Genomic DNA, 24,600 nt, shown 5'->3' on the forward strand with positions numbered 1-24,600 from the left:
CCGTTTTCGGTTTTCCGCGCAAACGTCCCGAAACTTCTTGTCGCTAGTGATCTAGGCAACAGAGCACCGAAACGGTGCCGGGGCGACCAAGAACACGGCGCAAACAGGGGCGACCAATGATCAATCTGGAGACGTTGAAGACTTATTCGCGCGCCGTTGCGTTTGGCGCAGTGGCTGTCACCGCGATCGCGTTCGCCGGCCCGGTGAAGGCCGCGCCGGTGCAGCTCTTCCCGTTCTTCCAGCCGCTGCCACCGATCGCAGCGCCGCAGCCGTACCAGCCTTATCAAGCCGCGCCCTATCAGGCCGCGCCGTCCGAAGATCAGGACGCCGTCGAAACGCCGGCCCGCTTCCGTCGCCAGACGGTCTCCTACGCGACGCGCGAGGCGCCCGGCACCATCATCATCGATACACCCAACACCTACCTCTATCTCGTGCTCGGCAACGGCCAGGCGATGCGCTACGGCATCGGCGTCGGCCGCGACGGCTTCACCTGGTCCGGCACCCAGTCGGTGACCAAGAAGGCCGAGTGGCCGGATTGGACGCCGCCGCCGGAAATGATCGCCCGCCAGCCCTATCTGCCGCGCCATATGGCCGGCGGCCCCGGCAATCCGCTCGGCGCCCGCGCCATGTATCTCGGCGGCACCATCTACCGCATCCACGGCACCAACGCGCCCGACACCATTGGCAAGCACGTCTCCTCCGGCTGCATCCGCCTGACCAATGACGACGTCGCGGACCTCTACTCCCGCGTCAACGTCGGCACCAAGGTGATCGTGCTGCCGATGACGGAACGCCGCGCGGATCTCGGAGCCGCAACGCGGTAAGCGACAGGACATTGTGACGCAAACGGCCCCGGAACCCACCGGGGCCGTTTTCGTTTGCCCTCGGCATCCCGACGCGCGCGCGTGCTGCGGCGCGATCCCCGATGGAGGCGCGAATGCAATCACGTCCGCAATCGCCGCAAGGCACATGGCTCCGCGCGATCGCCGGCGCAGTGGCACTGCTGTTGACCGCGCCCGCCTCGCTCGCACAGCAGCCTGGGAGTGACGACGCAGCCCAGCAAGCCTTCAACAATTCCTGCCGCACCTGCCACTCGGTGAAAGAGGGCGACAATCGTCTGGGCCCCAACCTCAATAAAATCGTCGGACGCAAGGCCGGCTCGCTGCCGAACTACAACTATTCCTCGTCGATGAAGGAAGCCGGCTTCGTCTGGGACCAGGACAAACTGACCCGCTTCATGGTCAAGCCGGACGAAATCGTATCCGGCAACAAGATGCAGCCCTATGGCGGCGTCTCGGCGGAGGAAGCGGCGAAGGTCGTTGCCTATTTGCAGGCGGCTTCGCGGTAGAGCTACCGACTTCACCGCTCTGCAATCAGCCTCAGCCATGCCGCCGAGTGAAACGCGCTCATCAAGAGATACATCGGCACCATCCCTCCGAGCATCGCCCCATGTCCGGAGCCGCACAGCATGTCGGCCGGGCCATCGAGCATGGCCGTCAGCACGGCCATGATCGCGAAGGTCGGGGTCGCCGCCAGCCCCAGCCATCTGGCGAGGTGGCGCGCGGCCACCATGCCGTTGCGGCTCGGGCCGGCAGTTGCGCTGACGGGACTAGTCACGTCCTTCCGCGGCCTCCTCGCGAAAAGCCTTCTCGCCGGCGGTCGAGATCTCGACCCATTTCTTGTCGGGTGCCGCACCTTCGGTGTAGCTGTCGTGCCAGTTCCACCATTTGTAGGTCGGCGTTTGCGGATAGCCCTTCGGCGAATCTTCCCAGACCTCCTGCCGTCCCAGCGGCGTGATGTCGAGGTAATTCCAGGTGCCGCCCATCTGCTCGTCGCCGCGGCTCTTGACGAAGTAGGTGCGGAAGATGCGGTCGCCATCGCGGAAGAGCACGTTGGTCCCGTGCCATTCGTCGACGCCGAAATCGGCATCGAAACTGTCGGTGACGGTGACCCATGGCATGGTCCAGCCCATCCGCTGCTTCAGCCTGATGATGTCGGCCTGCGGTGCGCGCGAGGCGAACACCAGCGTGGTGTCGCGGGCATTCAGATGCGCGACATGGGCGACCTGGTCGGCCACCATGGAGCAGCCGCGGCAGGCATGATCCGGCCAGCCGAACACGCCCGGCTCGAAGAAGGCGCGGTAGACGATCAGTTGCCGCCGGCCCTGAAACAGGTCGTGCAGACTGACCTTGCCGCCGGGCCCCTCGAAAGCATAGGTTTTCGTCACTTCCATCCACGGCATGCGCCGGCGCTCGGCGGCCAGGGCGTCGCGGGCACGGGTATGCGCCTTTTCCTTTACGAGCAGTTGCTGACGGGCGGCCTCCCAGTCCTGCGGCGACACCACCGGCGGTGTTTGCATGGCGGCCTGTCCGTTATTTCCTGCGTTGTCAGCTGATGTCATCATGGCTCTCCAACTTTCCCGGGCGGCCGTTCCGTATCTCGCGATGCGAGATCCGGAACCGCTCGTCCCTCGCCGCACATCGTCGGCCGTCAACGATCTCTCGCACCGGACGGTTGCGTGGTGGGAGTAACAAGTGTGGCGGGATTTGAATGGAGTCGCTGATCACGGCGGCGGCCCGCGCGCTCCAAGCCGGCGATCCGCTGGGCGCGCTGAACCGCGTCGCACTGCGCAACGATGCACCTTCGCTGGCGCTGCGCGGTATCGCGATGGCGCAGCTCGGCGATCTCGCCAAGGCAAAGACATTGCTGCGCAGCGCCGCACGCGCCTTCGGCCCGAGAGAGGCGGTGGCGCGGGCCAGGTGCGTGGTGGCGGAGGCCGAGATCGCACTCGTCTCGCGCGACCTGAATTGGCCGGCCAACACGCTCGCGGCCGCGCGAGCGACGCTCGCAAGCCACGGTGACCTCGCCAACGCCGCCCATGCGGGTCACATCGAGGCGCGCCGACTTCTCCTTCTCGGGCGCCTCGATGACGCCGAACGCACGCTGACCGATATCAACTCCACGCCGCTGTCCCCGGCTTCGCAGGTCGCCCGTGAGCTCGTGATCGCCGGGATCGCCATCAGGCGGCTCCGAACCAAAGACGCGCGCGCGGCGCTCGGGCGCGCGGCGAGCGCAGCACGGCAGGCCGGCATTCCAGCGCTTGCAGCCGAGGTCGAAAGCGCGAGCCACGTGCTCGACACGCCCGCAGCGCGCCTGATCACGCGCGGGCACGAACGGCCGTTGCGGCTCGAGGAGGTCGAGGACCTCGCGACATCGGAGGCGCTCGTGGTGGACACGTTCCATCACGCGGTTCGCAGACGAGGCATCCTCGTGCCGCTCGGAAGGCGGCCGGTGCTGTTCGCGCTCGCCCGCATCCTGGCGCAGGCCTGGCCCGCCGACGTCTCGCGGGAAGCGTTGATCACGGGAGCGTTTCAGGCAAGGCACGTCGATGAATCGCATCGCGCTCGGCTGCGCGTCGAAATCGGGCGGCTCCGCACCAAGCTCAAGCCCCTCGCCGATGTCAGCGCGACCAGCCAAGGTTTTGCGCTGACGCCGCACAAGACACCGGGCAAGACGCGCGACGTCCTCGTCCTGGCACGCCCCGTCGAGGAGAAGCACGCCAATGTGCTCGCCTTCCTCTCCGACGGCGAGCCCTGGTCGAGCTCGGCGCTCGCGCTGGCGCTGGGAACGAGCGCGCGCACCGTGCAGCGGGCCCTCGAAGAGCTGGCGCGATCGAACAAGGTGCAGTCCTTCGGACACGGAAGGGCGCGGCGCTGGATGACGCCGCCCGTCCCGGGTTTCCCGACAGGCTTGTTACTCCCCGGACCGCTCCTGAAGACGTAAGGTGTTATTCACGCCACAGGGACCGAGCAGATGAAACGTTCAGCCGCCGAGATCGTCAGGGAATACGGGCCCTTTGCGGGCGTCGAAGCCGTGCATGGCGTCACCTATGACGGCACCCATGTCTGGTTCGCGTCCGGCGACAGATTGAACGCGGTCGATCCGGCCGATGGCAAGATCGCCCGCTCCATCGATGTCGCCGCGCATGCCGGAACGGCGTTCGACGGCCGTCACCTGTTTCAGATTGCCGAGGACCGCATCCAGAAGATTGACGCTGCGACCGGCAAGGTGCTCGCCACCATCCCTGCCCCCGGCGGCGGCGGCGATTCCGGATTGGCCTGGGCCGAGGGCTCGCTCTGGGTCGGACAGTATCGGGAGCGCAAGATCCATCAGGTCGATCCCCAGACCGGAAAGATTCTCCGCACCATCGAAAGCAAGCGCTTCGTCACCGGGGTGACGTGGGTCGACGGGGAGCTCTGGCACGGCACCTGGGAAGGCGAGGACAGCGACATCAGGCGGATCGACCCCGAGACGGGCAAGGTGCTGGAGCAGCTCGACCTGCCTTCAGGTACCATGGTCTCAGGGCTCGAGTCCGACGGCGGCGATCACTTGTTCTGCGGCGGGGGAAATCGCGGCAATGTGAGAGCCGTCCGCCGTCCCCGGCGCGGCTAATCTCAGGATGGGCCCCACAGCTTTATTCAAGCTGCTTGCCGACACTTGGCTGTTGCGCTCGCTGCGATCATGCGGACGTGAGTGCCTAGCCACATTCCTAAGGGGCGTACGAAAGACGCTCGCCCCAATGCGGGTTGAACCGATGAATGGATTGACAGTCGGCCTCCGCACTACTTATCTCATACTGCTCATTCCTTTTCACGGTATCCCTTCCTATGTTCAACGCTCACGTTCTGCTCGCGTTCACCCTTGCATCGCTGGTGCTGAACATTACTCCAGGTCCGGACATGATGTTGACGCTCACGCGCGGCATGACGCAAGGCTTTAGAGCTGCCTTCATGAGCGTCTTGGGGACATTCTTTGCCGGATTCATCCAAATACCGCTTGTTGTTCTAGGTCTCGCCGAAATCTTCCAGCATTCACCGGAACTGTTCTCCGCCGTGAGATTGCTCGGTGCGGCTTACCTAGCATACCTTGGTGTTCGCGCTTTTTGGCGGAGTATTCGCCTCGATAAGAATACAGCACGCGCGGCGCCGGCAGGCGCACACCGAGCTGCTTTCATACAGGGCTTCACTACGAACCTGCTCAACCCGAAGGTCTTCCTGTTTATGACGGCGTTCCTGCCCCAATTCACTGATCACACTGTTGGTCCGGTCTGGGAACAACTGTTGATTCTTGCAGTAGTCTCGAAGACCCTTGGCTGCGTCGTCTATGTCGGCATCGCCGCTGGCGCTTCCAGCATTGGCGGCTGGCTTTCCCGCAACGCCTGGTTTGCCAAGCTACAAGAAGGCATCCTTGGCGCTGTCATGCTTGCCATTGCAGGGTTGCTTTTCGTTGATCGTAGCGCCCCGGCGCCCACGCGCTAGGCTAGCGCCCTCCTCGCCTGCCCTGTAGACTTCCGCTCCGGGCGGCCTGGGGGATTGATGCGACTAACGCTGAACTTGAAGACTATCCTGATCGCCATCGCGGTGCTCGCGGCGTCGTTCTTCATCAGCCTGAAGGCGATGGACTGGCTGTCGCCGCGCGCGACCAATTCCGCGCCTCCGGTCGCGCAACTGCCGCCGCTGCCGCCCGCCTCCAAGAGCTCGATCGTGATCGCACCGGTCGCCATCGCGGTGTCGGCGATCCGCGAGCAGGCCGAGAAGGCCGCGCCGCGTAATTTCGCGGGGAAGGCCGAGAACCCGATCTCGCAGATCCTGGAGAACGCCGACATCGGCTGGTCCGCCGTACGCGGGCCGATGGCGGCTGCCGGCGACAAGGACGTGCTGACGATTTCGACGCCACTCAGCGGCAAGCTGAACGTGACGGGATCGCTGTCCTCGAAGGCCACCGGCGCGCTCGGCGACGCGCTCAGCGGCGTGCTCGGCGGTGACGCGGCGAAACGAATCGGCGCGGTCAACATCAAGAACCTGAATGCCAGCGCCGAGATCAAGGGTAACGTGGTCATCACCTCGCGCCCGAAGCTCGCCGCGAACTGGCATCTCGAGCCCAATCTCGGCGCCCAGGTCAATCTCGGCGACACCAACCTCAACGTCGCCGGCGCCAAGGTCAACGTGCCGGCGCAGGTGAAGCCGCTGATCGACAAGAACGTCGGCGAGCAGATCAACATCGTCTCCGAGCGCATCCGCAACGATCCGTCGCTGCGGGAGAATGCGAAGCTGCAATGGGCCAAGGCCTGCCGCTCGATTCCGCTGCAAGGCTCGGGGTCTTCCGCCGCGCTGCCGCCGCTCTGGCTCGAGATGAAGCCGACCCGCGCCATCGCGGCGCAGCCGCGCGTCGACGCACAGAACGTGACGCTGCTGCTTGGCCTCGAGCTCGAGACGCGCGTGATCTCGACACCGTCCAAGCCGGACTGTCCGTTCCCCGACAAGATCTCGATCGTGCCGCCGACCGGCACCGGCGTGAACATCGGCGTGCCGATCGACGTGCCCTTCACCGAGATCAACAAGCTGATCGCGGCGCAGATGGTCGGCCACACCTATCCCGAGGACGGCTCCGGTCCGGTCGATGTCACCGTGAAAAGCGTCAACGTGGTCCCGTCGGGCGAGCGGTTGCTGATCTCGCTCCTGGTCCGCGCCAAGGAGAAGAAGAGCTGGCTCGGTCTCGGCGCGGAGGCGACCGTGCATATCTGGGGCCGGCCGATGCTCGACCAGGCGCAGCAGACGCTGCGACTCGCCGATATCCAGCTCGCGGTGGAATCCGAGGCGGCCTTCGGCCTGCTCGGCGCGGCGGCGCGCGCGGTCGTGCCGCAGATGCAGCAGGCGCTGGTGCAGAAGGCGTCTCTCGACCTGAAGCCGATCGCCGCCAACGCCCGTGAGAAGATCGCGGGCGCGATCGCCGACTACCAGAAGAACGAGGACGGCCTCAAGGTCGATGCCAAGATCGACAGCCTCACTCTCGCCGACATCGCCTTCGATTCCAAGACGCTGCGCATCGTCGCCGAAGCCGGCGGCTCGCTCAATGTGTATGTCACCAAGCTGTCGGGAATGTAGCGCGCGCCTTTCCTCAACGGATCCGTTCGCGTCGTCGCTTGCGCCGCTGGCATTCTGGTCGGAGGATGCTAAGCTGCTCTTCACAACCTCAGACGAGGTCCTGACAGCATCGTAGCTGATAACGCGAGGACAACATGGAAGCCGGCACGGTCCCCCCTGCGCCGGCACTGGTGCGCTTTTCCGGCATTCAAAAGACCTACGATGGCGAGCACCTCGTGGTGAAGAACCTCGATCTCGACATCAGGAAGGGCGAGTTCGTCACCCTGCTCGGCCCGTCCGGATCGGGCAAGACGACCACGCTGATGATGCTGGCCGGCTTCGAGGTTCCGACCCAGGGCGAGATCTACCTCGCGGACCGGCCGATCAAGAACGTGCCGCCACACAAGCGCGACATCGGCATGGTGTTCCAGAACTATGCCTTGTTTCCGCACCTGACGATTGCGGAGAATATCGCCTTCCCGCTATCCGTCCGCAACACGAACAAGGCCGAAGCGCAGGAGCGCGTGAGAGCGGCGTTGCGCATGATCAAGATGGAAACCCTGGCGCAGCGGCGGCCCGGGCAGCTGTCCGGCGGCCAGCAGCAGCGCGTGGCGCTGGCCCGCGCGCTGGTTTTCAATCCGCAACTCGTGCTGATGGACGAGCCCCTGGGCGCCCTGGACAAACGCCTGCGCGAGCAGATGCAGCTGGAGATCAAGCAGCTGCACGAGACGATGGGCATCACCGTCGTCTATGTCACCCACGATCAGAGTGAAGCGCTCACCATGTCGGACCGCATCGCCGTGTTCAACGACGGCATCGTGCAGCAGATCGACAGGCCCGACGCGCTGTATGAGCATCCGGTGAACAGCTTCGTCGCCCATTTCATCGGCGAGAACAATGTGCTGTCCGGCACCGTCGAGACGGTCGAGAAACAATATTGCCGCGTTGCGCTGGCGGGCGGCGGCGCCGTGACCGCACGCGCGGTCAACGTATCGGGCACGGGCGCATCGACCTCGCTGTCGGTGCGGCCGGAGCGGATCGCCATTATTCTGGATGGCACCTCCAGCGACGAACCCAACCGACTGCCAGCCAAGGTGCAGAACACCATCTATCTCGGCGACCACGCGCTGGCCGTGCTCGACGTCGCCGACAACAAGGAGTTCATGGTCAAGCTTCAGCCGGGGACGCATGGCAGCCTGAGAGCTGGCAGCCTTACACCCGGCGATGACGTATTCATCACCTTCCGCCCGGAGGACTGCCTGGCCCTCGATCCCGTCTGATCCAAACATGCAGCGTCGCTCCAGCGCGGGCAGACCTGCACCGACCAAGCTCAACGCAAGTCACGTGAAGAAGAAGGAACAAGACCATGCTGAAGCGCAAGATTGTCCTGGGTTTCGCCGCCGCACTCACCGCCAGCGCGGCGCTGGCCACGGTCGCGCAGGCGCGTGACCTCACCGTCGTGTCGTGGGGCGGCGCGTATCAGGATGCCCAGAAGAAGGTCTACTTCGAACCATTCAAGAAAGCGGCCGGTGTGCCCATGAATGACGAATCCTGGGACGGCGGCGTCGGCGTGTTGCGCGCCAAGGTGCAGGGTGGCGCCGCCACCTGGGACGTCGTCCAGGTCGAGAGCGACGAACTGGCGGTTGGCTGCGAGGAAGGCCTGTTCGAAAAGCTCGACTATTCGAAGATCGGCGGCGAGACCGCCTATATCCCGCCGTCGGTCAACGCTTGCGGCGTCGGCGCCATCCTCTACGATTTCGTTCTCGGCTACGACAAGGACAAGCTCAAGGAGGCCCCGAAGGGCTGGGCCGACTTCTTCGACACCAAGAAGATCCCGGGCAAGCGCGCCTTGCGTCAGGGCCCGAAGACCACGCTGGAGATCGCCCTCATGGCCGACGGCGTCGCGCCAAAGGACGTCTACAAGGTGCTGGCGACCGACGAGGGCATCGAGCGCGCGTTCAAGAAGCTGGACACCATCAAGGGCGACATCGTCTGGTGGAAGGCCGGCGCCCAGCCGCCGCAATTGCTCGCCTCCGGCGAGGTGGCGATGACCTCGGTCTACAATGGCCGCATCGACACCGCGAACAAGAACGAGAAGAAGAATTTCGGCATGGTGTGGGACGGTGCGCTCTTCACCATCGACACGTGGGTGATCCTGAAAGGCAGCCCGAACAAGGACGCGGCCTACAAGTTCCTGGACTTCGTCGGCAAGGCGGAGAACCAGTCGAAACTCTCGGAGAACATTGCTTATGGCACCTCGAACAAGGACGCAGCCGCCCTGCTCGCGCCTGCTGTTCTCAAGGATCTGCCGACAGCGCCCGACAACATCAAGAATGCGGTCGAGATCAACGTTGCCTTCTGGCTCGAGAACATCGACCGCCTGACCGAGCGCTTCAACAAATGGGCCGCGAAATAGCGCGCCCGCAGGGCTCGACCGAAGGCAACACGAATGACGGATGCGCTCTTGACCGGCGCCGATGCGTCGACCGAGGTGCCGCTCAAGCGCCGATTGCGGCGGGCGGAGCGCGCACGCCAGGTCAAGGCATTGGCGCTGGTGCTGCCGCTTCTCGTCTTCCTGCTCTTCACCTTCGCTGGGCCCATCGCCGGCATGCTGTGGCGCGCCGTCGATGACCGGGAGGTGCGTCTGGTTCTGCCTCAGACCATCGCGGCTCTCGCCAGTTGGGACGGCAGGGATCTGCCGGACGAAAAGGCCTACGCGGCGCTGGCGGGCGACATCATGGCGGCGCGCGCTTCCGGCACCATTGCGATTGCGGCCAAGCGGCTCAATTACGCACTGAACGGCTTCCGCACCATCCTGACCACCACCGCACGCAACCTGAAGACTGCGCCCGAGCCCGGCACGGCCAAGGAGACGCTGGGCAAGATCAATCCGGCCTGGCGCGAACGCGCCACCTGGACCACGATCAAGGACGCCAGTGGCCCCGTGACCGGCTTCTACCTTTTGTCGGCGCTCGATCTGACGCGGAACGCGGACGGCGGGATTATCGCAGCACCGCCGGATCAGGCCATCTACCGCGACGTTTTCGTCCGCACCTTCCTCATCAGCCTCAGTGTCACGGCACTTTGCCTGATCCTCGGCTTCCCGGTCGCCTACCTGCTGGCGGCGCTGCCGCCCGGCCGGTCGAACCTGCTGATGATCTTCGTCCTGCTGCCGTTCTGGACGTCGCTGCTGGTCCGCACCTGCGCCTGGATCGTTCTGCTGCAGGGCAAAGGCGTCGTGAACGACAGCCTGCTCTGGCTTGGCATCATCGATGCGCCGTTGCGCCTGATCTACAACCGCTTCGGTGTCTGCGTGGCCATGACCCACGTCCTGCTGCCGTTCATGATCCTGCCGCTGTACAGCAGCATGAAGGCAATCTCGCCTGCTTACATGCGTGCCGCCGCCTCGCTCGGTGCACCACCCCTCACCGCCTTCCTGCGGATCTACCTGCCTCAAACCCTGCCCGGCATCGGCGCGGGAAGCCTGCTCGTCTTCATCCTGGCGCTCGGCTATTACATCACGCCGGCACTCGTCGGCGGCGCCGCCGATCAAATGATCAGCTACTTCATCGCGCTCTACACCACCGAGACGGCCAATTGGGGCCTTGCGTCGGCACTGGGTGCGGTGCTGCTGCTCGCCACTATTCTGCTCGCGCTCGTCTATGGAAAGCTGGTGCAGGGACAGCAGGTCACGGGAGGGATGAAGAATTGAGCGACAATTCCTCCATCCGCACACCGAGCCAGCGTATCGCGTGGACCGCGACCATCGTGATTTCCACGCTGGTGTTCATCTTCCTGATCGCGCCGATCCTTGCGATCATGCCGCTGTCCTTCAGCTCGGGCTCGTACCTCACCTATCCGCTGCCGGGCCTCTCCCTGCGCTGGTATGACGACTTCATCAATTCGCCGCGCTGGATGAATTCGCTGAAGAACAGCATGATCATTGGTGTGGCCTCGACCCTGCTGTCGATGGTGCTTGGCACGCTGGCGGCGCTGGGGCTGGCGCAGTGGAAGAGCCGGTTCAAGCCGCTCGTGCTGGCCTTCGTGCTATCGCCGGTCGTCGTGCCCGGCGTCATCACCGCGGTTGGCCTGTATTTCTTCTTCGCGCCGATCGGACTGACCGGCAGCTATCTCGGCTTGATCCTGGCCCACACCGCGCTGGCGACGCCCTTCGTCGTGATCACGGTCGGCGCGACGCTGCAGAGCTTCGACACCAATCTGGCGCGCGCCGCCGCCTCGCTCGGTGCCTCGCCGCTCGACGCGTTCCGCCGCGTGATCCTGCCGCTGATCCTGCCCGGCGTGGCATCGGGGGCGCTGTTCGCCTTCGCGACCAGCTTCGATGAGGTGGTGATCGTGCTGTTCATGGCAGGTCCGGAACAGCGGACCCTGCCGCGCGAGATGTTCAGCGGCATCCGCGAGAACATCAGCCCGACCATCACGGCCGCGGCGGTGATCCTGACGACGGTCTCGGTCATCCTGCTCGCCACCCTGGAAGGCTTGCGCCGACGCAACGAACGGCTCAAGGGCAGCAGCGCGTGAGACTTCTCCCCCTCCCTGCTTGCGGGGAGAGGGCAAAAACACCGCAGCGCCCTGCTTATTTCTCAACCCTCCTCGCGCATTCCGGGCTTTGCTCCCGCGACCGATTGTCGTTAGAACGGCTCCCGCAACAAAGCCCAAACAACAACGCTGAGGGAGAAAAACAAAATGCAAAAACTCATCGCCGCGATCGCGGCCGGTCTCGCTCTCGCCGCCACGCCAGGCGCCGCGCAGGCGCAGATTTCCGACGACGTCGTCAAGATCGGCGTGCTCACGGACATGTCGAGCCTCTATGCGGACGCGACCGGCAAAGGCTCGCTCGCTGCCGTCGAGATGGCGGTCGCCGATTACGGCGCCAAGGTCGCGGGCAAGCCTGTCGCAGTGGTCTCCGCCGATCACCAGAACAAGCCCGACGTCGGCGTCAACATCGCCCGCAACTGGTACGACAACGACAAGGTCGACGCGATCTTCGACGTGCCGACCTCGTCCGTGGCACTGCCGATCTCGGCGCTGACGCGCGAGAAGAACAAGATCCACATCAATTCCGGCGGCGGTTCATCCGATATCACGGGCGTCGCCTGCTCGCCCAACACGGTGCACTGGACCTACGACACCTATGCGCTGTCGAACGTCGCAGGCCGAGCCATGGTCAAGCGCGGCGAGGACACCTGGTTCTTCGTCACCGCCGACTACGCCTTCGGCATGGCGCTGCAGCGCGACGCCGCCAACGTCGTCAAGGAGAGCGGCGGCAAGGTGCTCGGCGAGGTCCGCCATCCGCTCAACTCGTCGGACTTCTCCTCGTTCCTGCTCCAGGCCCAGGCTTCCAAGGCCAAGGTGGTCGCGCTGGCCAATGCCGGCGGCGACACCACCAATGCGCTGAAACAGGCGGCCGAGTTCGGCCTGACGGAGGGCGGCCAGAAGATGATCGCCTTGCTTATGGAGATCACCGACGTTCATTCGCTCGGCATCAAGTCGACGCAAGGCCTGATCATCACCGACGCGTTCTACTGGGACACCAACGAGGAGACGCGCGCGTTCTCCAAGCGTTTCAACGAGAAGGTCGGCCACATGCCGACCATGATCCAGGCGGGGCTCTATTCGGCGACCATGCATTATTTGAAGGCGATCGACGCCATCAAGACCGACGAGGCACCGAAGGTGATGGAGCAGATGCGCAAAACGCCGGTCAACGACTTCTTCGCCAAGAACGGCAAGATCCGCATCGACGGCCGCATGGTCCACGACATGTATCTGTTCGAGGTCAAGAAGCCCGAGGACTCCAAGGGCGAGTGGGACCTCTACAAGCTGATCGCCACCGTGCCCGGCGACGAGGCCTTCCGCCCGCTCGACAAGGGCGGCTGCCCGCTGGTGAAGGGAAACTAGGGACATTCTCCGTCATTGCGAGCGAAGCGACGCAATCCAGAAATGCTTCCGCGGTGGCAGCCTGGATTGCTTCGTCGCAAGAGCTCCTCGCAATGACCGGAGGCGAAAAAACACACGACAGCGCGCCCGGCAAAAACCGGGCGCGCTTCGTTTAGCCGTTCAGAGCCGCGTTACTCCGAGTACTTGAACTCGGGCATGTTCTTCAGCTCATCCTTGCTCGCATTGAACACGGCGTGGTCCGGATACCATTTCGACGAGGACGTGGCGGTCGTTGTCGTCGCGGGCTTGTTGTCGGTGCCCGTCGCGGCGCCCGTCGTGGTGGTCGCCGCGGGCCGGTTGGCTGCGCTGTTCGGGTTGTTCCCGGCAGCGCCGGTGTAGGCGACGGCCTCGTTGACGAACTTCAGCTTCTCATAGGGCACGGCAACCAGATGCTCGCCCAGGCCGAGGAAGCCGCCGACGCCGATCACGGCGATCTTGATGTTGCCGCTCTTGTCCATCAGCAGATCGTTGATCGAGCCGATGTTCTCGTTGGCGTCGTTATAGACCTTGATGCCGTCCATCTTGGACGTACGCCACTGTCCCGACGCGGTCGTGGTGGTCGTCGAGGCGGCGGCAGCCGGCGCCTTGTCGGTGGTGGCGGTCGGATTTTGCGCGAACGCAACGGTTGCGAGCAGTGCGGTACCGGCGAGACCGGCCGCGATCGATTTCATCAACATATTGTCCTCTCCTTCAGCAGAAAACTCGTGCGGAGAAAACAGCTCGGATCAGTCCCAGTTCCGCGCGTGCTGCAATTTCGTCGCGTGCTGCGCGAGTATCGAAGCCGCGTGCGTTTGTTCCTAAGTCACTCAGGAACATTTTGCAGCGCACGATTCCCCTCGACGATCACGCGGCGCGCGCGATCGCATATGACGGCGAGCTGTCGCTGCACGGCCGAGAGCCGGGTGGGCTGATCGTGCGGATGCAATTGCAGGCATGGCAGCAGCCGCGGCTTGCGGCCTAACCTCAGGCAGCGAGCGGCGGGTGCTCGAGGGCGGCCTCGTCGAAGATCGCAATCGCCTCGAAGCGATAATTGCAGGCGTGGCACGTCCAGAGATAGGAGACGCGCCCTTCGCCCGGCTCGATCCAGTCGGGCCTCGGGATCAGCGTGCCGCATTGGGCACAGGGGTTGTTTCTGGGCAAATCGTGTTCTGACATGTCGCCACTGTGGGCTTTGACCATGGTTGATTTTGTCATGGCACCTCTCCCGATTCGCTGGCCGTGACATACTCGCTTTCGTCCGCACATGCGAATAGACAGGCCTGCTGTCGCGAGTTCGTCCGCCTGAGGGAACTCTGGCGCCAGCAGTGAGTCGTCACAGCGGCTCGGCGCCGCGGAAACGTTAACGGCGGCGCTTGGTCACATCATCGCCGCGTTCGGGGGCCTAAACGGCAGCCGGGCGCCGGCCTTCAATCAGTCTCAGGACCTCCGGGATATCTGATGAAAATTTTACGTGTCGCCGCGCTGCTCGCGGCCGGACTGACTTTGCCGCAGGCCGCATTCGCGGGTCAGGCGGAGTACGCCGAGATGGTCGCGGCCCATGCGCGCGCCAACGGCGTGCCGGAGGCGCTGGTGCATCGCGTCATCATGCGCGAAAGCCGCTACCAGCCCGGCCTGGTCGGCCATGGCGGCACCATCGGACTGATGCAGATCAAGCTCGCGACCGCCCGCGGGGTCGGTTACACCGGCGACGCCGCCGGTCTGCGCGATCCCAACACCAACCTCACCTATGCCGTGAAATATCTCGCCGGCGCCTATCACGCCGCCAGTGGCGATCACGCCCGGGCCGTTCGTTATTTCGCCGGCGGCTATTACTACGCCGCAAAGCGCCAGCGGCAGGAGGCCGTGCAGGTCGCCAACATGGGCGAGGCCAATATGGGCGCCCCTTGGCTCGAGCCAAACGGCAATCCGCAGCCGATGTTCGGCAGCGTCCCGCACCGCAAGCTCGCCCAGCGCGTCCGCAACGCCCGGGCGCAGGCGCCCAGGTAAGCGCGGTCGCACCAAGCGCGTTGACCACCCAGCCCTGCTGGCATACATTAGAGCCGTTCCGAGGGGTGCTCCGAGGAGGAGCTGAGATACCGCTAAATGGGCAAATCCGCCCAGGACCGCGGTGACCCTTTGAACCTGATCCGGGTCATGCCGGCGAAGGGACAGGGATGTTGCAGACGACCAAGCGACCGGATTCCCCGGTATCCATCATCGGCGCAGGCATTGCGGGCGCTTGGCAGGCCTTGCTGTTCGCGCAGGCCGGCCACGCCGTCACCCTGCACGAGCGCGGTGACTCCGACATGACCGATGCCACCAGCCATTGGGCTGGCGGCATGCTCGCGCCCTATTGCGAGGCGGAAGTCTCCGAACCCATCATCAGCCGCCTCGGCCTGCGCTCGCTCGACATCTGGCGGCGCGAGCTGCCCGACACGCCTTTCAACGGCTCGCTGGTCGTCGCCCACCCGCGCGAGCGCAACGACTTCGAGCGTTTCGCCCGGATGACCGAAGGCCATCGCCGGCTCGATGCCGCCGGCCTTGCCGAGCTCGAGCCGTCGCTCGAAGGCCGCTTCCGCGACGCGCTGTTCTTCCCGACCGAGGGTCATGTCGAGCCGCGCCGCGTGCTGCCGAAACTGCACGAGCGCATCCGCGCCGCCGGCGGCACCATCAAATTCGAAAGTGATGTCGCCGCGGCCGAACTCGCAAAACTTGATCCTGAAGGCATCGTGATCGACTGCCGCGGCCTTTCTGCGCGCGACGAGCAGCCGGAGCTTCGCGGCGTCAAGGGCGAGATGATCCTGATCGAAACCGCCGAGGTGCAGCTCGCGCGCCCGGTGCGGCTGATCCATCCGCGCTGGCCGCTCTATGTGATCCCGCGCGAGGACAATCTGTTCATGCTGGGCGCGACCTCGATCGAGGCCGAGGACACCGGCGTCAGCGTGCGCTCGGCGCTGGAGCTGTTGGGCGCGGCCTATGCCGTGCACCCCGCCTTCGGCGAGGCCCGCATCGTCGAATTCGGCTCCGGCCTGCGCCCCGCTTTTCCCGACAATCTGCCGCGCATCGGCATCCGTGACGGCACGATCAGCGTGAACGGCCTCTACCGCCACGGCTTCCTGATCGCGCCTGTTCTGGCCGAGCTGACGCTGAGCTTTGTCGAGCGCGGCCAGATCGACAATGAGGTGATGCAATGCGCGTGATCGTGAACGGCGAGCAGCGCGAGATCAATTCGGCCAGCGTCGACGCGCTGCTCAGCGAGCTCGACTACGAAGGCACTCATTTCGCGATCGCGCTCAACTACGACGTCGTGCCGAAGAGCCGCTGGGCCGAGACCCATCTCAAGCCCGGCGACGAGATCGAGATCATCACGCCGCGGCAGGGAGGGTGATGGGGATGGCACACTGTTTCCTTTCGTCGTCCCGGCGAGCGCCCCACACTCCGCCGTCATCGCCCGGCTTGACCGGGCGATCCAGTACGCCGCGGCGTCTCGGCTCCAGCCGCACGGCCGCGGCGTACTGGATCCCCGCCTTCGCGGGGATGACTCCGTCAATCGAGGAGACACCGACATGGTGACCTTCTACGGCAAAACCTTCCCCTCCCGCCTCCTGATCGGCAGCGCGCTCTATCCCTCGCCTGCGATCATGCAGGCGGCGATCCGCGCCTCGGGCTCGAACATCGTCACGGTGTCGCTGCGGCGCGAATCCGCCGGCGGCAAGACTGGGGACGCGTTCTGGAATCTGATCCGCGAGCTCGACGTCACCGTGCTGCCGAACACCGCCGGCTGCCGCAGCGTGCGCGAGGCAGTGACCACCGCCAAGCTCGCACGCGAATTGTTCGGAACGAGCTGGATCAAGCTCGAAGTCATCGCCGACAACGACACGCTGCAGCCCGACGTCGTCGGCCTGGTCGAGGCAGCAAGCCTCCTGATCAAGGACGGCTTTGAAGTGTTCCCCTATTGCACCGAGGATCTTTCGGTTGCGAACCGCCTGGTCGATGCCGGCTGCAAGGTGGTGATGCCGTGGGCCGCGCCGATCGGCAGCGCAAAAGGCATCACCAACCGTGACGCGCTCAAGCTGATGCGCGAGCGGCTGCCCGATATCACGCTGGTGGTCGACGCCGGCATCGGCGCGCCGTCGCATGCGGCCGAAGCGCTCGAGCTTGGCTACGACGCCGTGCTGCTCAACACCGCCATCGCCAAAGCCGCCGATCCGGTCGCCATGGCCAACGCCTTCCGCCTCGGGATCGATGCCGGCCGCACCGCTTTTGAGGCCGGGCTGATGAACGCCCGCGATTTCGCCTCCCCTTCCACCCCTGTCGTTGGGACACCCTTTTGGCATGCCGTATCCTGATCGCTTCTATCCCGTCGTCGACAGCCTCGCCTGGGTCGAGCGCCTGACCAGGCTCGGCGTCGGCACCATCCAGCTGCGCGCCAAGGACCTCGACGACTCCCGGTCGCTGCAGATGGTCACCGACGCGCTCGCGATCACCGCGGGCACGCAGGCCAAGCTCGTCGTCAACGACTATTGGCGCGCCGCGATCGTCGCCGGCGCGAAATACCTGCATCTCGGCCAGGAGGACTTGGCCGACGCCGACCTCGCTGCCATCCGCGAGGCCGGCCTGTCGCTCGGCATCTCCACCCATGACGAGGACGAGCTGGACACCGCGCTCGCCGCCGAGCCCGATTATGTCGCGCTGGGTCCGATCTTCTTCACCACGCTCAAATCGATGCGCTTCGAACCGCAGGGCATTCCGAAGATCACGGAATGGAAGAAGCGCATCGGCAATATCCCGCTGGTCGCGATCGGTGGCATCAAGTTCGAGCACGCCGCGGAGATCTTTGCCGCCGGCGCGGATTCCATCGCCGTTGTTTCAGACATCACCCAGAATGCCGACCCGGATGCGCGGGTGCGGCAATGGCTCGGCCTGTCCAAGGAGGCCGCATGATGCTTCACCTCCCAGGCCATCCACACACTCCGTCGTCATCGCCCGGCTTGACCGGGCGATCCAGTACGCCGCGGCTTCTCGGCTTGAGCCGCACCGTCTCGGAGTACTGGATCCCCGCCTTCGCGGGGATGACAGTCGCAATTGACGCACGCGCAACGACATCAACGAACTCAAGGAGGATCCCATGAACATCCGCTCCAACCCCGACAAGACTGTCCCCGCCGTCACCACCGGCCCGCTGCCCTCGTCGCGAAAAATCTTCGCCTCGCCCGATGCCGCGCCCGACCTGCGCGTGCCGCTGCGCGAGATCATCCTGTCCGAAGGCGCCGGCGAGCCGAACCTGCCGGTCTACGACACCTCCGGCCCCTACACCGACCCGAGCGTGACCATCGACGTCAACGCCGGTCTCGCGCGCGGCCGCAAGGCCTGGGTGCTGGAGCGCGGCGGCGTCGAGGAATATCAGGGCCGGCAGATCAAGCCGGAGGACAATGGCAGCGTCTCAACCGACAAGGCCGCGCGCGCCTTCTCGGCCTATCACCAGCCGCTGCGCGGCCTCGACGGCCACAAGATCACGCAGCTCGAATTCGCCCGCGCCGGCATCATCACCAAGGAGATGATCTACGTCGCCGCGCGCGAAAACCTCGGCCGCAAAGAGCAGCTCGAGCGTGCGGAAGCAGCCCTTGCCGACGGCGAAAGCTTTGGCGCGGAAGTCCCCGCGTTCATCACCCCGGAGTTCGTCCGCAGCGAGATCGCGCGCGGCCGCGCCATCATCCCCTGCAACATCAATCACAGCGAACTCGAGCCGATGATCATCGGCCGCAACTTCCTCACCAAGATCAACGCCAATATCGGCAATTCGGCGGTGACGTCGTCGGTCGAGGAAGAGGTCGAGAAGATGGTGTGGGCGATCCGCTGGGGCGCCGACACCGTGATGGACCTCTCGACGGGCCGCAACATCCACACCACCCGCGAATGGATTTTGCGCAACGCGCCGGTGCCGATCGGGACCGTTCCGATTTATCAGGCGCTGGAGAAGTGCGACGGCGATCCGGTCAAGCTGACCTGGGAGCTCTACAAGGACACGCTGATCGAGCAGTGCGAGCAGGGCGTCGACTATTTCACCATCCACGCCGGCGTGCGCCTGCAATACATCCACCTCACCGCCAACCGCGTCACCGGCATCGTCAGCCGCGGTGGCTCGATCATGGCGAAGTGGTGCCTGGCGCATCACAAGGAAAGCTTCCTCTACACCCATTTCGACGAGATCTGCGATCTCATGCGCAAGTATGACGTCTCGTTCTCGCTCGGCGACGGCCTGCGTCCGGGCTCGATCGCCGACGCCAACGACCGCGCGCAGTTCGCCGAGTTGGAGACGCTCGGAGAACTCACGAAGATCGCGTGGGACAAGGGCTGCCAGGTCATGATCGAGGGTCCCGGCCACGTGCCGATGCACAAGATCAAGATCAACATGGACAAGCAGCTCAAGGAGTGCGGCGAGGCGCCGTTCTACACCCTCGGGCCCCTGACCACCGACATCGCGCCGGGCTACGACCACATCACCTCAGGCATCGGCGCGGCCATGATCGGCTGGTTCGGCTGCGCCATGCTCTGCTACGTCACGCCAAAGGAGCATCTTGGGCTACCCGACCGCAACGACGTCAAGGTCGGCGTCATCACCTACAAGATCGCCGCCCACGCCTCCGATCTGGCCAAGGGTCACCCGGCCGCCCAGCTGCGCGACGACGCGCTGTCCCGCGCCCGTTTCGACTTCCGCTGGAGCGACCAGTTCAACCTCGGCCTCGATCCCGAGACCGCAAAGAACTTCCACGACGAGACCCTGCCGAAGGAAGCCCACAAGGTCGCGCATTTCTGCTCGATGTGCGGTCCAAAATTCTGCTCGATGAAGATCACGCAGGACGTGCGGGACTATGCGGCGACGCTGAACGATCCCAACGGCGTGGGGATGTCGATGAGCGGGACGGCCGAAGACGGCATGAAGCAGATGAGCGCGAAGTTCAAGGAGATGGGCGAGAGCTTGTATCTCGATGCGGAGAAGGTGAAGGAGAGCAATCGGGTGTTGTGAGGGGCGCCCGTGCGAATTCTGGGGGCGACGGTCGTCGCCCCCAAAGTTGGAAACGCAATACGAACAGCCCATGCGGTTTGAAATACTACCAGGACTACCACCGTACGGACCTCCGGCCATCTCTTTAACCGGGCGCGGTGAGCGCGAATTTCGGGAAGGTTTGGTAGTCCGCTTCTATCCCAACGATTCCGATCCATGGATCGGCAATTTCGTGGGAGGCATCTTCGATTACACGACTGTGCTCGATCATCCCAACGGAAGAGACGTGATCGTTGTCGCTCGCGGCGATACTTGCATTATCGATCCGGAACACCACGCCGTTCGAGATCGCATTGCAAGTGACACTGCGCGTGCAATTGCCGTACCGGCTCTTGGATTAGTCGTTTTCCAAGGGTCGGTCGATTTCAGCGCAATTCGGTCAGATAATTTGCGATGGAATAGTCCGCAGATTTCGTGGGATGGCTTCCGCAAGATAAATGTTCAAGAACCATGCTCACCGGCGAGGCATGGTCTCCCATTGGAGACTCTTGGATATCATTCAGCCTCGATCTTTTGACAGGACACTGCACTAACGGAATTTATGAACTAGAAGCGGCTCGGGCGTTGCGTGTGACGCGCAAATCGGACTAACGCCAGCAAGCGTAGCCCGGATGAGCGCAGCGACATCCGGGTCTTTGCCATCCCGCATATCGCTCCGCTCATGCGGGCTACAGCCGCGGATAATTGACCTGCCCGATACATTCCCCCACCGCCTCCCGGATCAACTCCGCCCCAATCTCCGCCTCGTCTTCGTCGGCACCGCCGCCAGCACGCGCTCGGCCGAGCTCGGGCACTACTACGCCCATCCCGGCAACCGCTTCTGGCGTGCGATCGATGAGGCCGGGATCACGCCGCGGCGCTATCAGCCGGGCGAGTTCGCAAGCTTGCTCGAGCTCGGGATCGGCTTCACCGATCTCTCCAAGTCGGGCGCCGGGATGGATCACCAGATCGCGGCTGAGACGATCGACGTGCCGGGATTCAGGGCCAAGATCGAGAAGTATCGCCCGAGGACTATTGCGTTCACGAGCAAGAAGGCCGCGAGCTTGTTTTATGGCAGGCCGTCGAGCGTGATTGCGCTGGGGCGGCAGAAGCGCGATGAGATTTTGCCTGAGGTGTTCGTGCTGCCCTCGCCGTCGGGCGCGGCGTCCGGGCATTGGACATTGGAGCCGTGGCACGATTTGGCCGAGTGGATCGGCAAGCTTCAGGAAAACGATCTCAACACCGGTTGATACGTTTTGAGACTCACATCGTACCCCGCTTCCCAAGGAAACCGTCCCTCGCGATCCGGCCATACGATCTGAAGGCAGGGAAACGGCCGCAGCAATCTTGCATAGAACCAGATCGCCGTGCCGAGATAGGCTTCATAGGCCCTGAGCGGCACCTCGACGAAGCAGACCTTACGCTCGAGCGGAAGGTCGTCGCAAACGTCGCCCGCGACGTAGCGCCGTCCGGCTGCGGCTCGGTCGCGAACGGCGTTGATGACGGCGCAAGCGTCTTTGGGGTCGAGCCCGAACAAGACCAGTTCGGCGTGCGCGTAGTTGAGGTAGAGGCCAATCGAGAAAACATAAGCCGGGGTCTGCGCCGCAGCGGCGATGCCCATCAGATGGCAGCCGTGTTCCCGAACGTTGCGGAACAGTATCTCGTCGGGAGCCCCGTCCGGCTCGGGCCATACGAAACTATCCAGCATGGGCAGGTCTCGGACCTGGGGTTCGCGGGGTGGGTGAGCGCAGCGTAACCCACCACCTCGCGTCTGCAAACTACATCCTTCAGCCCCTCACCCCGCATACGCCCTATCCAGATCCACAATCACGATCTTCCTCATCTGCATCATCGCCTGCATGACACGGTTCGCCTTGCTGCGGTCGGGATCGCCGAGGTAGCGGCCGAGCGCTGATGGGATCACCTGCCAGGACAGGCCGAACTTGTCCTTGAGCCAGCCGCAGCGGGATTCCTCGCCGCCGTCGGCGGTGAGCCTGTCCCAGAAATAGTCGACTTCCGCCTGCGTCTCCACGCTGACGAAGAACGACACCGCTTCGTTGAACTTGTATTGCGGCCCGCCATTGAGCGCGTTGAAGCGCTGGCCTTCGAGCTCGAACACCGCCATGAAGTCGCTGACGGTCTCAACCTTGGCGTTGGGGAACACCGATTTGTAGAAGGCGACGGCCTCCGGCACGTTGTTGTCGAACCAGAGAAACGGCGTGATGGAGGTCATGAACGGATATCCTTTTGCCTCGGGCGGGCGCGCGGCGGCGCGCCGATGTTCCAAGGACGAGGCTGCGCGGGACGTTCCGACATGAGACGTGGAATTTTTCAACCCCGACAGTGCGCGAGCAAAAAACGAGATAATCTGTCGGAATCCGCGCCGGTCGTTCGTCCTCTGGACGCAAAGCGCTGAACCGAACACCTCGCTGGCATCGTGATCTGTGAGGGGCGCGCTGCCACAAACCTCGTCATTGCGAGGAGCCCTTGCGACGAAGCAATCCAGACTGTCTCCTCGGTTGTAGTCTGGATTGCTTCGCTGCGCTCGCAATGACGACGAATGGAGACCTCCCATGCCCCCCACCATCACCGGCTTCGCCAACTCGCCCGACCGCGGCCGCGGACAGGCCCGCGACATGCGGGTGCGCTGGGCGCTCGAGGAGGTCGGCCAGCCTTACGACGTGCGTCTGGTTTCGTTCGAGGACATGAAGGCGCCCGCGCATCTCTCCCTGCATCCGTTCGGGCAGATTCCGACCTATGAGGACGGCGATCTCGCCTTGTTCGAGTCCGGCGCCATCGTGCTCCATATCGCCGAGCGCCATGCCGGGCTGCTGCCGACCGAGCCGCACTCCCGCGCCCGCGCGATCGCGTGGATGTTTGCCGCGCTGAGCACGCTGGAGCCGCCGACCGTCGAGCTCGGGATGGCCATGCTGTTCGAGCGCGACAAGAGCTGGTACGCGGAGCGGCTGCCCATGCTGCAGGATCGCGTCCGTGTCAGGCTCGGCGAATTGTCCCGCCGCCTCGGCGATGCCGACTGGCTCGACGGTGCGTTCAGCGCCGGCGATCTCATGATGGTGACGGTGCTGCGCCGGTTGAACGCGTCAGGCCTGCTGGACGAATATCCAGAAATCGCCGCCTACGTCGCCCGCGGCGAAGCACGGCCCGCTTTCAGGCGCGCGTTCGACGCGCAATTGGCGGTTTTCACCGCCGCATCGAAGGGTTCGCAGGGCAGTTAGCGAAGCGTAACCCGCAGCGCTCTAAAGGTCGAAATTGGTCGGCAGCATCACCACGTCACGAATTGTCATGCCGCGCGGCCGCGTCAACATGAACATCACGACCTCGGCCACGTCGCTGGCCTCCAGCAGGCTTCCGGAGTCCCTAGCTTCCTTCAGCTTCTCCGGCGGCCAGTCCGCAAGCAGGGCGCTGATGACCGGACCGGGCGAGATCGAGCCGACGCGGATGCCGTGCTTGAAGACCTGGCGCCGCACCGTCTGGACGAAGCAGTTGACCGCCCATTTGGACGACGCGTAGACCGGCTCCCATGGCGTCGGAAAATGCGCCGCCAGCGAGCTCGTGACGATGATGTCGCCGGTCCCGCGCGCGATCATGTGCGGCAGCACGTCGTGCACGTTCTTCATCACGACGTTGACATTCAGGCTCAGCATCCGGTCGATCGCCATGGTATCGGCATCGACCAGATCGCCACCGACATACGTGCCGGCATTCGCATGCAGGATGTCGAGCTGGCCGGCCTGCTCCAGAACGCGCGGCAGCAACGTTGCGCAGTCTTTTGGGTCGAGCAGGTCGACGAGCAGCGGCATCACTGCGTCGCCGTGCTTGTCGCAGAGCGCCTTGAGCGCGGCCTCGTCGCGGTCGACCATCACCACGCGCGCGCCCGCGGCCAGCATTGCCTCGGTGCTGGCCAATCCGATGCCCGACGCAGCCCCGGTCACGGCCGCAATCTTGCCTTCCAACTCTTTCGCCATGGGATCCCTATCTTGCCGAGGTCACCGGGATCGGGAGTATAGCGATCCCGGGCGGAATTGTCGGGGAGGGATGGTGGGCACGGCGCAAGCGCGCTTGCCCACCTCTCGCACCCGCCCTACCGCATCGTGATCGCAAGCCCGCTCAGGTCCGCATTCGCCATCAGGCCGACCTGCGTGCCGGACAGCTCGAGCACGGCGCCCTTCTGGTTGGTCAGCACGATCGCGCGGGCGCCGCGGCCCACTGCGATGCCGGCACCGGCGGCGCCGTAGACGCCGGCGATGTCGGAGGGCCGGTTGATGTTGGAGACGCGGCCGCGCAGCACCGTCTTGGAGCCGCCGAAGACGAGGCCGTAGTCGAGCCCGCCGGTCGAGAGCGAATAGGCGCGGCCGCGGAAGTTCATCACGCCCGAGCCGCCGGAGCCGCCGATGATCCAGCCCGCCTTGTAGATCGTCAGCACCACAGTGCCGCCGTCGGCCAGCGCCGAGGTCGAGAGGCCGGCCAGCGCGGCGATGCCGACCAGCGCGGCGCGGAAGGTTGATGCGAACTTCATGGGGGTCTCCGGGGGGCTATTCTTCAAGGAGGAAAACGAATCAGACGCCGCGAATGTATCCGATGGATCGGGGCGGCAACATGATGGGCTGGGCGTGAGTCGTGGTCTGTAGCAACGCACTCAACTGTCATCGCCCGGTTTAACCGGGCGATCCAGTA

The 24,600-nt window shown here is 64.5% G+C and carries 29 protein-coding genes and 1 riboswitch; of the genes, 20 read left to right on the forward strand and 9 right to left on the reverse strand.

All coding sequences use genetic code 11. The annotated features are described in order from the left end of the window. Positions 1–116: 116 nt before the first annotated feature. Positions 117–824, forward strand: a complete 708-nt coding sequence (locus IVB45_RS28660; protein ID WP_247358598.1) for a L,D-transpeptidase — start codon at positions 117–119, stop codon at positions 822–824. 113 nt (positions 825–937) lie between these two features. Then, positions 938–1,348, forward strand: coding sequence for a c-type cytochrome (locus IVB45_RS28665; RefSeq protein ID WP_247358596.1), 411 nt, complete (start codon positions 938–940; stop codon positions 1,346–1,348). A gap of 11 nt (positions 1,349–1,359) precedes the next feature. On the opposite strand, the gene IVB45_RS28670 is transcribed toward IVB45_RS28665, so the two are convergent. Continuing rightward, positions 1,360–1,617 (reverse strand): hypothetical protein, encoded by a 258-nt coding sequence (locus IVB45_RS28670; protein ID WP_247358594.1) that lies wholly within the window; start codon positions 1,615–1,617, stop codon positions 1,360–1,362. After that, a complete protein-coding gene (locus tag IVB45_RS28675; RefSeq protein ID WP_247358592.1) occupies positions 1,610–2,404 on the reverse strand; it encodes a DUF899 domain-containing protein in 795 nt (264 codons plus the stop codon). Before IVB45_RS28675 ends, IVB45_RS28670 begins: the two co-directional genes overlap by 8 nt. A 146-nt stretch (positions 2,405–2,550) precedes the next feature. Between IVB45_RS28675 and IVB45_RS28680 the strand changes: the two genes are divergently transcribed. From IVB45_RS28680 to IVB45_RS28720, 9 genes are all read left to right on the forward strand, one after another. Beyond that, positions 2,551–3,783, forward strand: coding sequence for a helix-turn-helix domain-containing protein (locus IVB45_RS28680; RefSeq protein ID WP_247358590.1), 1,233 nt, complete (start codon positions 2,551–2,553; stop codon positions 3,781–3,783). Between the two features lie 30 nt (positions 3,784–3,813). Next, positions 3,814–4,452: a PQQ-binding-like beta-propeller repeat protein gene (locus IVB45_RS28685; protein ID WP_247287956.1), complete on the forward strand. Its 639-nt coding sequence runs from the start codon at positions 3,814–3,816 to the stop codon at positions 4,450–4,452. A gap of 215 nt (positions 4,453–4,667) precedes the next feature. Continuing rightward, positions 4,668–5,318 carry a LysE family translocator gene (locus IVB45_RS28690; protein WP_247287954.1) on the forward strand — a complete coding sequence of 217 codons (651 nt, stop codon included), beginning with the start codon at positions 4,668–4,670 and terminating at the stop codon, positions 5,316–5,318. Between the two features lie 57 nt (positions 5,319–5,375). Then, positions 5,376–6,944, forward strand: coding sequence for a DUF4403 family protein (locus IVB45_RS28695; RefSeq protein WP_247358589.1), 1,569 nt, complete (start codon positions 5,376–5,378; stop codon positions 6,942–6,944). Positions 6,945–7,078: 134 nt separating this feature from the next. Further along, entirely contained in the window at positions 7,079–8,203 is a 1,125-nt protein-coding gene (locus tag IVB45_RS28700; protein ID WP_247358588.1) for an ABC transporter ATP-binding protein, read from the forward strand. Between the two features lie 86 nt (positions 8,204–8,289). Further along, positions 8,290–9,339, forward strand: coding sequence for an ABC transporter substrate-binding protein (locus IVB45_RS28705; RefSeq protein ID WP_027570655.1), 1,050 nt, complete (start codon positions 8,290–8,292; stop codon positions 9,337–9,339). 33 nt (positions 9,340–9,372) lie between these two features. Continuing rightward, positions 9,373–10,635: an ABC transporter permease gene (locus IVB45_RS28710; protein WP_247358585.1), complete on the forward strand. Its 1,263-nt coding sequence runs from the start codon at positions 9,373–9,375 to the stop codon at positions 10,633–10,635. Continuing rightward, the gene (locus IVB45_RS28715) at positions 10,632–11,462 is read left to right on the forward strand and encodes an ABC transporter permease (RefSeq protein ID WP_018454162.1); all 831 of its coding nucleotides are present in this window, start codon (positions 10,632–10,634) and stop codon (positions 11,460–11,462) included. The genes IVB45_RS28710 and IVB45_RS28715 overlap by 4 nt, the downstream gene beginning before the upstream one ends. A gap of 165 nt (positions 11,463–11,627) precedes the next feature. After that, on the forward strand, positions 11,628–12,842 hold the full coding sequence (locus tag IVB45_RS28720; RefSeq protein ID WP_247358584.1) for an ABC transporter substrate-binding protein: 1,215 nt from the start codon (positions 11,628–11,630) through the stop codon (positions 12,840–12,842). A 170-nt stretch (positions 12,843–13,012) separates the two neighbouring features. Here IVB45_RS28720 and IVB45_RS28725 read toward each other — a convergent pair whose 3' ends face one another. Beyond that, a complete protein-coding gene (locus tag IVB45_RS28725) occupies positions 13,013–13,558 on the reverse strand; it encodes a PRC-barrel domain-containing protein (protein ID WP_027570651.1) in 546 nt (181 codons plus the stop codon). Between the two features lie 140 nt (positions 13,559–13,698). Between IVB45_RS28725 and IVB45_RS28730 the strand changes: the two genes are divergently transcribed. Then, complete coding sequence (locus tag IVB45_RS28730) at positions 13,699–13,842, forward strand: hypothetical protein (protein ID WP_247358582.1); 144 nt, start codon at positions 13,699–13,701, stop codon at positions 13,840–13,842. Positions 13,843–13,844: 2 nt separating this feature from the next. Here the strand turns inward: IVB45_RS28730 and IVB45_RS28735 are convergent, their stop codons facing one another. After that, entirely contained in the window at positions 13,845–14,075 is a 231-nt protein-coding gene (locus IVB45_RS28735; protein WP_247358580.1) for a hypothetical protein, read from the reverse strand. 243 nt (positions 14,076–14,318) lie between these two features. Here IVB45_RS28735 and IVB45_RS28740 point away from each other — a divergent pair, with 243 nt between their 5' ends. The 6 genes from IVB45_RS28740 (at position 14,319) to thiC (ending at position 19,887) form a co-directional block, all read left to right on the forward strand. Then, a complete protein-coding gene (locus IVB45_RS28740; RefSeq protein WP_247358578.1) occupies positions 14,319–14,867 on the forward strand; it encodes a transglycosylase SLT domain-containing protein in 549 nt (182 codons plus the stop codon). Between the two features lie 51 nt (positions 14,868–14,918). Then, positions 14,919–15,047: riboswitch (TPP riboswitch) on the forward strand. Next, positions 15,035–16,060, forward strand: coding sequence for an FAD-dependent oxidoreductase (locus tag IVB45_RS28745; RefSeq protein WP_247358576.1), 1,026 nt, complete (start codon positions 15,035–15,037; stop codon positions 16,058–16,060). (Overlaps the previous riboswitch by 13 nt.) Next, complete coding sequence (gene thiS / locus IVB45_RS28750) at positions 16,051–16,248, forward strand: sulfur carrier protein ThiS (protein WP_027570647.1); 198 nt, start codon at positions 16,051–16,053, stop codon at positions 16,246–16,248. Before IVB45_RS28745 ends, thiS begins: the two co-directional genes overlap by 10 nt. A gap of 178 nt (positions 16,249–16,426) precedes the next feature. Continuing rightward, positions 16,427–17,209, forward strand: coding sequence for a thiazole synthase (locus IVB45_RS28755; RefSeq protein WP_247358574.1), 783 nt, complete (start codon positions 16,427–16,429; stop codon positions 17,207–17,209). Further along, positions 17,196–17,804, forward strand: coding sequence for a thiamine phosphate synthase (locus IVB45_RS28760; protein WP_247358573.1), 609 nt, complete (start codon positions 17,196–17,198; stop codon positions 17,802–17,804). Before IVB45_RS28755 ends, IVB45_RS28760 begins: the two co-directional genes overlap by 14 nt. Before the next feature lie 184 nt (positions 17,805–17,988). Then, positions 17,989–19,887, forward strand: coding sequence for a phosphomethylpyrimidine synthase ThiC (thiC, locus tag IVB45_RS28765; protein ID WP_247358571.1), 1,899 nt, complete (start codon positions 17,989–17,991; stop codon positions 19,885–19,887). Positions 19,888–20,011: 124 nt separating this feature from the next. Here the strand turns inward: thiC and IVB45_RS28770 are convergent, their stop codons facing one another. Next, entirely contained in the window at positions 20,012–20,200 is a 189-nt protein-coding gene (locus IVB45_RS28770) for a hypothetical protein (RefSeq protein ID WP_247358569.1), read from the reverse strand. A gap of 415 nt (positions 20,201–20,615) precedes the next feature. On the opposite strand from IVB45_RS28770, the gene IVB45_RS28775 reads away from it, so the two are divergent. Continuing rightward, on the forward strand, positions 20,616–21,155 hold the full coding sequence (locus tag IVB45_RS28775) for a mismatch-specific DNA-glycosylase (protein ID WP_247359179.1): 540 nt from the start codon (positions 20,616–20,618) through the stop codon (positions 21,153–21,155). Here the strand turns inward: IVB45_RS28775 and IVB45_RS28780 are convergent. Further along, a complete protein-coding gene (locus IVB45_RS28780) occupies positions 21,128–21,613 on the reverse strand; it encodes a DUF4262 domain-containing protein (protein ID WP_247401721.1) in 486 nt (161 codons plus the stop codon). The genes IVB45_RS28775 and IVB45_RS28780 overlap by 28 nt on opposite strands. Positions 21,614–21,700: 87 nt before the next feature. Then, the gene (locus IVB45_RS28785; protein WP_247358565.1) at positions 21,701–22,138 is read right to left on the reverse strand and encodes a VOC family protein; all 438 of its coding nucleotides are present in this window, start codon (positions 22,136–22,138) and stop codon (positions 21,701–21,703) included. 340 nt (positions 22,139–22,478) lie between these two features. Here IVB45_RS28785 and IVB45_RS28790 point away from each other — a divergent pair, with 340 nt between their 5' ends. Continuing rightward, positions 22,479–23,141 carry a glutathione S-transferase family protein gene (locus IVB45_RS28790; RefSeq protein ID WP_247358563.1) on the forward strand — a complete coding sequence of 221 codons (663 nt, stop codon included), beginning with the start codon at positions 22,479–22,481 and terminating at the stop codon, positions 23,139–23,141. Positions 23,142–23,162: 21 nt separating this feature from the next. Here IVB45_RS28790 and IVB45_RS28795 read toward each other — a convergent pair whose 3' ends face one another. After that, positions 23,163–23,891: an SDR family oxidoreductase gene (locus tag IVB45_RS28795; RefSeq protein ID WP_247358562.1), complete on the reverse strand. Its 729-nt coding sequence runs from the start codon at positions 23,889–23,891 to the stop codon at positions 23,163–23,165. Between the two features lie 116 nt (positions 23,892–24,007). Further along, entirely contained in the window at positions 24,008–24,442 is a 435-nt protein-coding gene (locus tag IVB45_RS28800) for a hypothetical protein (protein ID WP_247358560.1), read from the reverse strand. Positions 24,443–24,600 lie beyond the last annotated feature (158 nt).

The organism is Bradyrhizobium sp. 4 (genome assembly GCF_023100905.1).
In the GTDB taxonomy this organism is placed as follows: Bacteria; Pseudomonadota; Alphaproteobacteria; order Rhizobiales; family Xanthobacteraceae; genus Bradyrhizobium.